The organism is Aquibacillus sediminis, from assembly GCF_005870085.1.
Lineage (GTDB): Bacteria > Bacillota > Bacilli > Bacillales > Amphibacillaceae > Aquibacillus_E > Aquibacillus_E sediminis.
Map to the genome: position 1 here is coordinate 327,453 of NZ_SZNM01000002.1, position 12,027 is coordinate 339,479.

Consider the following 12,027-nt stretch of genomic DNA (forward strand, 5'->3'; position numbering starts at 1 on the left):
ATTTTACAGCGATCAATTAGAAAGGATGAAGTAAATATGGGGAAACTTAATCACCTCCGTGAGTCGATCGAAAAAGAGGGATTAGATGGTATTCTGATTACAAGTGCCATTAACCGAAGATATGTGACAGGTTTTACTGGAACAGCTGGTGTTGTGCTGGTCAGTCAAGATAAGGCATTGTTTATCACTGACTTTCGATACATAGAACAAGCGACTGAGCAGATCAAAGAGATTGAAATTGTGGAACATAAGCAACCGATTGGATTAGAAGTGGCTGATCAAGTAAAACAATTAGGTATTAAAAAGTTGGGTTTTGAAAAAGATCACGTTACATACGCCGACTATCAAGGGTACCAACAAGAAATATCTGCGGAATTGGTACCTACAAGCGGAATAGTTGAAAAAATGCGCCTCATCAAAACAGATGATGAATTAAAGGTAATGAAGGCAGCCGCTGAAATTTCTGATGCGGCATTTGACCATATTCTTTCATTTATTAAACCGGGTGTAAAAGAGATTGATGTATCGAATGAGCTTGAGTTTTTTATGAGAAAACAAGGGGCGACATCATCAAGTTTTGATATCATTGTTGCATCAGGATATCGTTCTGCATTGCCACATGGAGTTGCATCTGATAAGACCATTCAGTCAGGGGAATTGGTAACACTTGACTTTGGTGCCTTGTATAACGGTTACTGTTCAGATATTACCCGTACCATAGCTGTAGGGGAAATTAATGATGAACTAAGAACGATTTATCAAACGGTGTTAGATGCGCAACTGAAAGGAATGGAAGGTATTAAGGCCGGTATAACTGGAAAAGAGGCCGATGCTTTAACACGAGATCATATCAAAGCTAAAGGATATGGGGAATATTTCGGTCATTCCACAGGTCATGGTTTAGGATTGGAAGTGCACGAAGGACCAGGTTTATCATTCCGCTCGAATCAAGCATTGGAAGAAGGCATGGTGGTGACGGTAGAGCCTGGTATCTACGTCCAAAATGTTGGTGGTTGTAGAATTGAAGATGATACAGTTATTACGAAAGAAGGAAATGAAAAGCTTACCTTTGCACCGAAAGAATTAATTACACTTTAGATAAAGATAAATTAGGGAGGAAAATAGTTAATGATTTCAGTAAATGATTTTAAAACAGGATTAACGATTGAAGTGGATAATGAAATTTGGCAAGTAATGGATTTCCAACACGTAAAACCAGGTAAGGGTGCGGCGTTTGTTCGTTCAAAACTGCGAAACCTTCGTAATGGTAATATCCAAGAGAAAACATTCCGCGGTGGTGAAAAGGTAAACAAAGCGCATATTGAAAACAGAAAAATGCAGTACCTGTACTCATCAGGTGATGCCCATACGTTTATGGATAACAATACTTTCGATCAATTAGAATTACAAACAAGTCAAATAGAATATGAACTTAAGTTTTTAAAAGAGAATATGGAAGTTAGTATTATGACCTACGAAGGGGAAACACTAGGTGTACAATTACCAAACAATGTTGAACTAGAAGTAACCGAAACAGAACCAGGAATCAAAGGAGACACAGCTAGTGGAGGTACTAAACCAGCAACACTAGAAACAGGACTAACGGTTCAAGTGCCATTCTTCGTAAATGAAGGTGATGTGTTAGTCATTAATACAAGTGACGGAAAATATGTATCACGTGCCTAACAGAATCAAAAAAACCCATTGTCTATCGAATAGACAATGGGTTTTTTGTTGTATTACCGTTTTGTTAATGAACATAAGCTTTATTATACGACATAAATTTGAATTCCTTTCTGACTGATTTTCATATGTATTAAACAATCGTTCCGGCAGAATACTCCGCTTTCCGTGGGCACGGCCTCAGGCCAACACGATGTTGATCACGCAGGCGTTGCTCGCGTGTCTGTCGCGACCTTAGCCTGTGTTCGTTATTCACTGCGGGATCTTCGGTTCGTGCTGTTCCCATAGGACAAGGAAGGCTGCGGCAGCGTTACATCGCACGCAGAAAATTGTTCTTTATTTTCAAGGAGGCTCACCAGCCCCCCACGGAAAGCGTAGTGTATTGCCGTAGCGACTTTTTAGCACTCATCTTTTAGAGGAAGTGGCGAGTTATGTCGCATAATACAGCAAATGCGATTAGCGGAATAGTTGATCATTTGCTAGAAAGCTTTTCTATTAGAAAAAGCCATGGTTAATAGTCATAAAACGAACAAGCTGTCCATACATTTACAGTAAGGGATGAACTACAAGAAGAAGCAAATGTATGGGGGTGTTGTCCCATGGAAGAAATATTAAAACTATTTCCACCTAAATATAAAGATAAACTTCATGAAGCATTAGAAAACCGTTGGACAAGTTTACAAGAAATAAGATTTCGAGTTGGAAGGCCAACAGAGTTGATTTTTGACGATAAAGAAGAATGGTTACCTAGCTATTGTCCTACTGAACAAGATGCGATGCATGTATTAAATCAATTAAGCCAATTTTCATTATATCGATTAGAGGATGAATTAAGAGAAGGATTTTTAACCATGGAAGGAGGGCACCGGGTTGGCTTAGCGGGTAAAGTAAATACAGAAAATGGTCGAGTAAAGGCAATTAAACATATTGCATCCTTTAATATTCGAATAGCAAAAGAGAAGGTGGGTGTTTCAATCCCATTCATTCCATATTTATTTGATCACGAATATTTAAATACGCTAATCATCGGCCCACCACAAACAGGGAAAACAACGTTGCTTAGAGATATGATACGGATCATTTCTTCAGGGTGGAAAGATGTGAAACCACGAAAAATAGGAGTTGTAGATGAGCGTTCTGAAATTGCCGGCAGTATTAATGGTGTACCCCAACATCAATTAGGTATCCGTACGGATGTAATGGATGCTTGTCCAAAGGCTGAAGGCATGATGATGATGATCCGATCGATGTCACCAGAAATATTAGTGGTAGATGAAATTGGCAGTCATGAAGATGTAGCTGCATTGCAAGAAGCGATACATGCAGGTGTGAAAATTATTTGCTCGATACATGGTGACTCTCTAACGGATATTCAGAAACGTCCATCATTGGAATCTTTGTTTCAGCAAGGCGCCTTTGATCGGTATGTGTTGTTATCACGTGCTAGTAAACCGGGGATTGTTGATGGAGTTTTGACCAAAGAAGGACAGAATATTCTAAAGAAACCGAGGTGGACTCAAAATGAAATGGATTGGCGCACTTCTTTTGCTTAGTGCCACTACATGGGTGGGATTTGAGTTTGCTCGAAAGATGAATGATCGACCGAAACAAATAAGACAACTTAAAAACGCACTACAAATTCTTGAAGCAGAAATATTATATAGTCAAGCCCCAATTATGGAAGCTTGTGAGAACTTGGCAAAACAATTGCCAAAACCGATGTCTTTGTTTTTTAAAGGCGTTAGTGATGAATTAAGAAAAAACTCAGGTCATTTGTACGATGTTTGGAAGACAAATTTAGATCAATTTTGGCCATTTGTATCAATGGGGGCAAATGAAAAAGAAATCTTACGTCAATTTGGTAGGACATTAGGGCAACATGATTTCACTCAACAGCAGAAACATATTCACCTTGCTCTGACGCATTTAGAGCGAGAATTACAAGATGCGCAAGAATATAAATATCGTTATAGCAAAATGGCAAAAAGTTTAGGTTTTCTAACAGGATTATTGGTGATCCTGCTCTTGATCTAGAATGGAAAGGAGTAAGGTTCAATGCTTAGTGATGCATCGGTTATCTTTCAAATTGCTGGTATCGGAATTATTGTTGCGATGATTCATACAATCCTCAAGCAAATGGGAAAAGAAGAATATGCTCAATTTGCGACATTGGTCGGTTTTATTATTGTATTACTGTTTGTAATTAATGGTATTTCTGATTTATTTCAAGAAATTAAATCTGTGTTTTTATTTCAGGGGTAATATATGGAAATTATCAATATCGCTAGTTTAGGTATCGTTGCTAGTTTGTTAGTCCTTGTTTTAAAAGAACAAAAACCTTCTTTTTCCTTTTTTATTATTTTATTAACTGGTATTTCCATTTTCCTGTTTGTGATTCAACATATATCCGAAGTTTTTAGGTTGATTCAATATCTAGGAGAACAAGCAAACATTAATGGGATGTACATGGAAACAATTTTACAAATCATCGGTATCGCTTATATAGCTGAGTTTGCAGCCCATATTACGAGGGATGCAGGGTTAAGTTCGGTCGCAGCAAAAATAGAACTTGCAGGAAAAGTGTTGATATTGGTTTTGGCTGTTCCGATTTTAACGGCTGTGATTGAAACCATTATAGGGTTTATCCCTGCCTAGCCTTGGAAGGGAGCAGGATGAAGTGAATGAAGCAATTACTTAAAATAGTAATCATCAGTTTTGTCATGGCTGTACTAGCTTGTAGTCATTCGAACCAGATCTTAGCAGCTCCTGAATCGACACCACCGGCAGAAACATTGCCATTGGATTCCGTATCCTTTGATGAAGTGAAAGGGTACTGGGATCAAGTAGTAGATGAATACGGTGGATATTTACCAGGTATTCAGAAATCAAGTTTCTTTGAATTTATAAAAAATCAAGAATCGTTATCACTTAAAGAATGGGTGTTAGGACTTTTAGAATTTTTATTTTATGAGTTGGTAACAAATGGAAAGTTATTAGGTACATTGATTATGCTTACGCTGTTTTGTGTGATTTTACAGACATTGCAAACAGCGTTGGAAAAGAAAACAGTAAGTACTGTAGCCTATGCGATTGTTTACCTGGTATTAATTGTGTTAGCCCTTAATAGTTTTCAGCTAGCGGCTTCTTATGTTAATGATACGATTTCGACAATGAGTAGTTTTATGGTTGCGCTTTTGCCTTTAGTACTAGGGTTAATGGCTTCATTTGGTAGTTTAATGGCTGTTTCTTTTTTTCATCCAGTGATCGTCTTTTTAATTCATACGAGTGTATTACTTATTTCGAAAATTGTTATTCCGCTATTTTTTCTATCGGCATTATTAAATATTGTAAGTACCTTAAATGATCAATATAAAGTGACGCAATTAGCAAATTTGTTAAGAAATGTGGGGATGGGATTATTAGGTGTATTCTTAACGATTTTCCTAGGAGTTATGTCTGTCCAAGGTGCGGCAAGTGCCATACAAGATGGTGTAGCAATGAAAACCGCCAAATTTGTAACCGGTAATTTCATTCCAGTTGTTGGTCGAATGTTTACAGATGCTACCGATACGGTGCTTAGTGCTTCATTATTATTGAAGAATGCAGTTGGTCTTGTTGGGGTGATCATCTTACTTGCACTCGTTTTATTTCCAGCAATAAAAGTGTTTGCGATTTCAGTTATTTATAAACTAACATCTGCTTTATTACAACCACTTGGTGAAGGTCCAGTCATTAAGTGTATGGATATAATTAGTAAACATATTTTATATATTTTTGCGGCCTTATTAGTCGTATCTTTTATGTTTTTTCTAGCCATTGTGATTTTAGTTGCGTCTAGTAATTTGACTTTAATGCTCAGGTAGAGGAGGGAGTATCATTAACTTTTTAACAGATTGGATTACACAGGTTATCTTATTCATTTTATTAGCCATGATTATTGAGTTAATGTTACCTAACTCCTCTATGAAAAAATACATCAACATGGTTGTTGGTTTGTTATTAATTCTTATATTTTTACAGCCATTGTTTCATCTTTTTCAAGTGGATATAGAGGATGTGATGACACAAGCTGTACCTAGCTTAGAAGTTGGGGAGGAACAAGAAAACATGAAAAATTTAATAGAATCGAAAAAAAATGAAATACAAGCCTCTCAAGATGCATATGTTTTAGAAGAGATGGCTGTCCAAATGAAAAATCAAGTAGAAGAGGAGTTGAATAATGACTATGGTGTAAGTGTAGTGGATTTAAACTTTCAATTTGAAGAAAAAGAACAAGTTGACCTTGAAAATTTACAAGCAATAAAGGTTCTTCTCCAACAAATCGAACTAGATCAACAAACAGATGACGACGAAGCTACAGTTGAGGAGGTTCATGCAGTTGATATCGAAATAGGGGAGCAAAACCAAACACAAGATGAACTTGCACCTAAAACCGAGAAGATAAAATCATATCTATCCGAAACATGGCAGCTTGATGAACAGGACATTACGATTCGATGGGAGGGAAGGTTATAGTGGCCAATCCATTTGATAAATTATTCTCTCATTTAAAACTAAAGACAGATGATGGAACGAAACCGACGAAAATGGGTTATATACTTATTGTTGCCTTAATTGGATTGTTAATTTTAATCGTCAGCAACATGTTCCAGTCAGACTCAGGAGGGGAGGAGACATCCCCGTTGTCAACAAATGATAATCTGTCAACGAACGACCAAGAAACAATCTTGAAGGACAAACAAGAAGATAAAAGTACCATGGTAAAGGATTTAGAAGAAAGTTATGAAAAGGATTTAACTACTTTACTTGAACAAATTCAAGGTGTAGCAGACGTAGAGGTGATGGTCAATCTAGAATCTACGAAACAAAAAGTATATGAAAAAGATCTAGTTCTTGGCACTCAAAAAACAGAAGAGATAGATCAAAATGGTGGTGAACGTTATGTAGAAGATGTAACGGAAGAACAACAAGTTGTCATTGTTAGGCAAGGGGATCAAGAAGTACCACTCATTGTACAAACCAATAAGCCTGAGGTGCGAGGGGTATTAGTGGTAGCTCAAGGTGTAGACCATATGGAAATAAAGCAGTGGGTGGTTGAATCAGTATCAAGAGTTCTTGATGTCCCATCTCATAGAATTTCAGTTATGCCAAAAAATAATAGGGAGGAATAGGAATGTTGAAAAAACAAACAGTTTGGTTACTTACCATGTTAAGTCTGATGATTGTATTGAGTGTGTATTACATGATGTCTCCAAATGGTGGTGACTTTGCGTATCTTAATGAGGATGTAGAAAATAGTGATCAAACGGTTGAAGTGGAAGAACAAGAAGATCTAGATCAGCCAATTGATGAGGAAGAGTCTGATGGTACATTAGGTTTGGACGAAGAGGTTGAAGAAGTAACCGCAACATCATCAATGTCTTCAGATGAATTGTTTGCAGCGATTCGTTTAGAACGAGAAGATGAAAGAAGTAAATTGGAAGATAAGTTGGATGACATTATGGCTTCCAGTACTGCAAGTACCGAAGAAAAAGATGAAGCTTACCAAGAAATGAAGGAAATTGAAAGTACAAAAACAAAAGAATATATCGTGGAACAAACGTTAAAATCCGAAAATGGTTATCCAGATGCACTTGTTCGTGCTGAAGGGGAAGATGTCGTGGTAACTGTTAAGACAGAGGAAGAATTGACTCGCTCCGAAGCAAATAATATATTAAAAACGACAAGTGATGAATTTGGTGAGGTAACGATTGAAGTTCGATATGATCAAATAGAAACAGGTCAATAATTCAAATAAAAAAAACTGACCCTTAAGGTTTATCCACCTTTAGAGTCAGTTTTTTAATTCTTAGTCGGAAGGGTAGGGAGCTTACTTGTGTTTTTTTTAAAATTAGTTGAGAATGGAATAGTAGGGAGAAAAAGAAGTTGGAACAATTTCGAGATCATAGTTGCAGTTTTCTTTTCCTTTTCGTAAAATGTTAAAAGGAGTTATTAGTACCTGTTATCAATTCTAGTCTAAGAGGGGTGCAAAAGTAATGTTAAAAATACAAGAAATACATGAATTAATTGAGAAAATCGATGAATCATCCATTGATGAATTTTCATACGAAACCAATGGAACAAAAATAGCAATAAAAAAACAAAAAGGTGAAACGGTGACGACGCAAGCACCAGTTCAAGTGGCCCAACATCCAGTGGTTCAACAAGAGCCAGTTGCCAAACAATCGGAATCACCAGCGGTCGAACAAAATCAATCTGTTCAACAAGAAGCAGATTATGATCATGAGGTTGTTTCACCAATGGTTGGGACTTTTTATAGTGCTCCTTCACCTGACAAGGAAGACTATGTTCATGTAGGTGATAAAGTAACTACAGATACAGTTGTATGCATCGTAGAAGCGATGAAATTATTTAATGAGATTGAAGCAGATGTGAGCGGAGAAATCGTAGAAATATTAGTGGAAAATGGTGAACTTGTGGAATATGGTCAACCATTATTTAGAGTGAAAGCATAGTAAGGGGATGACATTGTGATACATAAACTCTTAATAGCTAACCGAGGAGAAATTGCCGTTCGAATTATTCGTGCATGTAAAGAATTAGAAATCGAAACGGTTGCAGTATACTCAGAAGCAGATAAAGATGCCTTACATGTTCAACTAGCGGATGAAGCATATTGTATTGGTCCAACTGCTAGTAAGGACAGTTACTTGAATTTCACTAATATCATGAGTGTTGCTACACTAACAGAAGTGGATGCGATCCATCCAGGATATGGTTTTCTATCAGAAAATGCTGATTTTGCTGAGATCTGTAAAGCATGTAATATTACGTTTGTTGGTCCTAGCTCTTATGCGATTCAGAAGATGGGAACTAAAGATGTTGCTAGGGAAACGATGAAGCAAGCAGGAGTTCCAATTGTACCTGGTTCAGATGGGATTATTGAAGATGAAGAAGAAGGCTTACAAATTGCGGAGGCAATCGGCTATCCAGTGATTATTAAAGCAACTGCTGGTGGCGGTGGAAAAGGAATTAGAGTAGCAAGAACCCCAGAAGAATTAGTGAAAGGAATTCAAGTAACACAAAATGAAGCAGAGACAGCATTCGGCAATCCTGGCGTTTACTTGGAAAAGTATATTGAAGATTTTCGTCACGTTGAAATTCAAGTGCTCGCAGATAACCATGGGAATGTCATTCATTTAGGTGAACGTGATTGTACCGTTCAGCGCCGATTACAAAAGTTAATCGAAGAAACGCCTTCACCAGCGGTAACACCAGAAATAAGAGCGCAAATGGGCGATGCGGCAGTAAAGGCAGCTGCAGCAGTAGAGTATTCCGGAGCTGGTACAATTGAGTTCATTTTTGATAAAAAGGACCAATCTTTTTATTTCATGGAAATGAATACAAGAATCCAAGTAGAGCATCCTGTAACAGAAATGGTGACGGGGATCGACTTGATAAAAGAACAAATAAACATTGCCAATGATGATATCTTGTCGTTTACACAGGAAGATATTGAATTTAATGGACATGCAATTGAATGCCGAATTAATGCTGAAAATCCATATAAGGACTTCATGCCTTCACCGGGCGAAATTACGATGTACCTACCACCTGGTGGCCTAGGGGTAAGGGTTGATTCTGGTGCCTACCCAGGTTACAAAATTCCACCGTATTATGATTCAATGATTGCCAAACTAATTACGTATGGAGCAACAAGAGAAGATGCGATCAACCGAATGAAACGTGCTTTAGGGGAGTTTGTCATTGAAGGTGTTTCAACAACAATACCATTCCATGAAGAGATGATGAGACACGAGGTGTTTAAAGACGGGGATTTTAATACTAAATTTTTAGAGAAATACAGTGTATTAAATCACGAGTAATACATCGTTTCATAAAAGTTGAACTAGTCTTATACTTTTAACAAAGAATATATTAAAATTTATGTAAGTAAATAAAAGGAGTGAACATACGTGGCTGATAACTCAATATTAAACGTGAGTGAAGACTCCAACCTAGGAACTGTCGAAATAGCTCCTGAAGTAATTGAAGTTATAGCAGGTATTGCAACAACAGAAATTGTTGGTGTATCATCGATGCGTGGAAATTTTGCGACAGGTGTTGTAGAACGATTTGGCAAGAAGTCCCACGGAAAAGGGATTAAAGTAGAATTGACTGAAAACGGTGTGCTAATTGATGTTTATGTTGTCCTAGACTATGGTACAACAATTCCTGAAGTAGCCCAAAAAATTCAAACAAACATTCGTCAAGCATTGAAAAATATGACTGCACTTGAAATTGATGAAATCAATATTCATGTAGTTGGCGTTCAAATGGAACAACAAAAAGAAGAACAGGGCGACGACCAAGAATAAAAACGAAAAAGGCCCAAGAGAGATAAAATTTGTCTCTTATTAGGGCCTTTTTTGTATTTGGTGCAAAAAAATATAATTTAATGTAGTTATTGCGTAGTTGCTGCATACTGTGCGGTAACCTATTAGTAAAGAGATGCAAAGAAATGCGAAATTGTGAGCAAAGAGCGCAACGGCGTAAGAAAAGGTTCTAAACATACGCGGTTTAGGGAACAAGAGCATGACGGCGTAAGAAAAAATAAGTGCAAGTTCTTCGGCATCATTGTACTACCCTTTTTAGAGTTATTGCGTATAATATAGCTTCTATGCAGTAAATAATTATTATTGAACAAAGGCGCAAGTGCCCGGTTAGCGACGTCAAAGGAAACACGATGAACGTAAGTGAATCGAAGTTGACTTTTACAAAGAATGTTCGACGTTGTCACGTCCTGTGACAACGTCGAACTGACCTACAACCTCGAAAAAGAAAATCGCTTTTTCTTCGTGCGAAGTTTCGCTACAGCTTTAGCGCTTCGCGGACGTGGCTTACACTGCAATTACAATTTTATATTTCCTGACAATAAAAAAGCATAATGTCTGTAAGGTTAAGTTTTTCTTATGTTAGCAAAATAAATGGGTAACACTAATAATACAAAATTATTAATCATTGATAGATTTGAATGGTCGAACATGATATGATTTGTAGTAGATATAAGTAGAAGGAGTATGTGAATAATGAAACGCAGAGCAGCTAGAGAAAAAGCCTTTCAAATCCTTTTTCAAATGGATATAAACGAGATTGAGCCCGCTCAAGCAATAGAACATGTCGTTGAAGAAGAAGAGGTGGATTCATTTTTAGAATTACTTGTACACGGGGTGACGGAACATCAACAAGCAATTGATACAAAAATTTCCGATCATTTGGAAAATTGGACACTAGATCGACTTGCTTCAGTTGAAAAAGTATTATTACGGATTGCAACTTACGAAATGTTTTATGGTGCAGAGACACCACAGGGCGTTGCTATTAATGAAGCGGTTGAATTAGCGAACCGATATGGGGATGACAATTCAGGTAAGTTTATTAATGGTGTCCTATCGAAAATGATCAAATAGAGGGAGAGATATCAGTGACTGGAGAAATTATTTATGGGAATGAATTAGCAGCTAACCTACGTGAAGAAATGAAACAAGAAGTGGAGCAGTTAAAACAAAAAAATATTACACCGAGTTTAACAGTAATATTAATTGGTGATGATCCTGCTTCACAATCTTATGTTCGTGGAAAACAAAAGGCTTCAGACAAAGTTGGAGTCGATTCCGAACTAATTCTTCTTCCAGAAAGTACAACACAACAAGAACTGGTAGATCGTATAACAAAATTGAATCAAGATGAAAGCGTACATGGTATTCTCGTACAGCTACCATTACCAAATCATATCGACGAACAAGTGATCATCGAAACAATTGATCCTAATAAAGATGTCGATGGTTTTCATCCAGTTAATATTGGCAGAATGATGACTGGTAAAGATACGTTTTATCCATGTACACCATATGGAATTATTACGATGTTAAAATCGAAAAATATCGAAATCGCTGGTAAACATGCTGTTATTGTAGGTCGTAGTAATATTGTTGGGAAACCTGTTGGACAATTGTTGCTTAACGAGAACGCGACCGTAACATACTGTCATTCAAAAACAAAGGATATGAAACAATATACTCGTGATGCTGATATCGTGATCGTCGCTGTTGGTAAAATGCATTTTATTACAGGTGATGATATTAAAGATGGTGCTGTTGTGATTGATGTTGGTATTAATCGGAAAGAAGACGGCAAATTAACTGGTGATGTTGAATTTGAGTCAGCACAGCAAAAAGCATCTTATATTACACCTGTTCCAAAAGGAGTCGGACCAATGACAATTACGATGTTACTACATAATACGATTAAGTCTGCAAAAAAATACCATGATATTTTATAAGG

15 protein-coding genes are annotated in these 12,027 nt (G+C 37.0%); all 15 read left to right on the forward strand.

All coding sequences use genetic code 11. From position 1 onward, the window contains the following. Positions 1 to 36 precede the first annotated feature (36 nt). The 15 genes from FCI53_RS03415 (at position 37) to folD (ending at position 12,025) form a co-directional block, all read left to right on the forward strand. Positions 37 to 1,098: a M24 family metallopeptidase gene (locus FCI53_RS03415; protein WP_138415841.1), complete on the forward strand. Its 1,062-nt coding sequence runs from the start codon at positions 37 to 39 to the stop codon at positions 1,096 to 1,098. Positions 1,099 to 1,128: 30 nt separating this feature from the next. After that, on the forward strand, positions 1,129 to 1,686 hold the full coding sequence (gene efp, locus FCI53_RS03420; protein ID WP_138415843.1) for an elongation factor P: 558 nt from the start codon (positions 1,129 to 1,131) through the stop codon (positions 1,684 to 1,686). Between the two features lie 596 nt (positions 1,687 to 2,282). Further along, positions 2,283 to 3,236, forward strand: coding sequence for a stage III sporulation protein AA (gene spoIIIAA, locus FCI53_RS03425; RefSeq protein WP_138415845.1), 954 nt, complete (start codon positions 2,283 to 2,285; stop codon positions 3,234 to 3,236). After that, on the forward strand, positions 3,205 to 3,717 hold the full coding sequence (gene spoIIIAB / locus FCI53_RS03430) for a stage III sporulation protein SpoIIIAB (RefSeq protein WP_138415847.1): 513 nt from the start codon (positions 3,205 to 3,207) through the stop codon (positions 3,715 to 3,717). The genes spoIIIAA and spoIIIAB overlap by 32 nt, the downstream gene beginning before the upstream one ends. 21 nt (positions 3,718 to 3,738) lie before the next feature. Further along, a complete protein-coding gene (gene spoIIIAC / locus FCI53_RS03435) occupies positions 3,739 to 3,945 on the forward strand; it encodes a stage III sporulation protein AC (protein ID WP_138415849.1) in 207 nt (68 codons plus the stop codon). A 3-nt stretch (positions 3,946 to 3,948) separates the two neighbouring features. Continuing rightward, positions 3,949 to 4,338 (forward strand): stage III sporulation protein AD, encoded by a 390-nt coding sequence (gene spoIIIAD, locus FCI53_RS03440; RefSeq protein WP_138415851.1) that lies wholly within the window; start codon positions 3,949 to 3,951, stop codon positions 4,336 to 4,338. A 26-nt stretch (positions 4,339 to 4,364) separates the two neighbouring features. Further along, positions 4,365 to 5,546 (forward strand): stage III sporulation protein AE, encoded by a 1,182-nt coding sequence (gene spoIIIAE / locus FCI53_RS03445; protein ID WP_138415853.1) that lies wholly within the window; start codon positions 4,365 to 4,367, stop codon positions 5,544 to 5,546. A gap of 13 nt (positions 5,547 to 5,559) precedes the next feature. After that, the gene (gene spoIIIAF / locus FCI53_RS03450) at positions 5,560 to 6,198 is read left to right on the forward strand and encodes a stage III sporulation protein AF (RefSeq protein ID WP_281279498.1); all 639 of its coding nucleotides are present in this window, start codon (positions 5,560 to 5,562) and stop codon (positions 6,196 to 6,198) included. After that, positions 6,198 to 6,854, forward strand: coding sequence for a stage III sporulation protein AG (spoIIIAG, locus tag FCI53_RS03455; protein ID WP_246049995.1), 657 nt, complete (start codon positions 6,198 to 6,200; stop codon positions 6,852 to 6,854). The genes spoIIIAF and spoIIIAG overlap by 1 nt, the downstream gene beginning before the upstream one ends. A 2-nt stretch (positions 6,855 to 6,856) precedes the next feature. Further along, a complete protein-coding gene (locus tag FCI53_RS03460) occupies positions 6,857 to 7,471 on the forward strand; it encodes a SpoIIIAH-like family protein (protein WP_138415859.1) in 615 nt (204 codons plus the stop codon). A gap of 247 nt (positions 7,472 to 7,718) precedes the next feature. Further along, on the forward strand, positions 7,719 to 8,198 hold the full coding sequence (gene accB / locus FCI53_RS03465; protein ID WP_138415861.1) for an acetyl-CoA carboxylase biotin carboxyl carrier protein: 480 nt from the start codon (positions 7,719 to 7,721) through the stop codon (positions 8,196 to 8,198). A gap of 15 nt (positions 8,199 to 8,213) precedes the next feature. Then, a complete protein-coding gene (gene accC / locus FCI53_RS03470; protein ID WP_138415863.1) occupies positions 8,214 to 9,569 on the forward strand; it encodes an acetyl-CoA carboxylase biotin carboxylase subunit in 1,356 nt (451 codons plus the stop codon). Between the two features lie 90 nt (positions 9,570 to 9,659). Next, on the forward strand, positions 9,660 to 10,061 hold the full coding sequence (locus tag FCI53_RS03475) for an Asp23/Gls24 family envelope stress response protein (RefSeq protein WP_138415865.1): 402 nt from the start codon (positions 9,660 to 9,662) through the stop codon (positions 10,059 to 10,061). A gap of 711 nt (positions 10,062 to 10,772) precedes the next feature. Then, complete coding sequence (nusB, locus tag FCI53_RS03480; RefSeq protein ID WP_138415867.1) at positions 10,773 to 11,153, forward strand: transcription antitermination factor NusB; 381 nt, start codon at positions 10,773 to 10,775, stop codon at positions 11,151 to 11,153. Between the two features lie 14 nt (positions 11,154 to 11,167). After that, on the forward strand, positions 11,168 to 12,025 hold the full coding sequence (folD, locus tag FCI53_RS03485; RefSeq protein ID WP_138415869.1) for a bifunctional methylenetetrahydrofolate dehydrogenase/methenyltetrahydrofolate cyclohydrolase FolD: 858 nt from the start codon (positions 11,168 to 11,170) through the stop codon (positions 12,023 to 12,025). Positions 12,026 to 12,027: the final 2 nt, after the last annotated feature.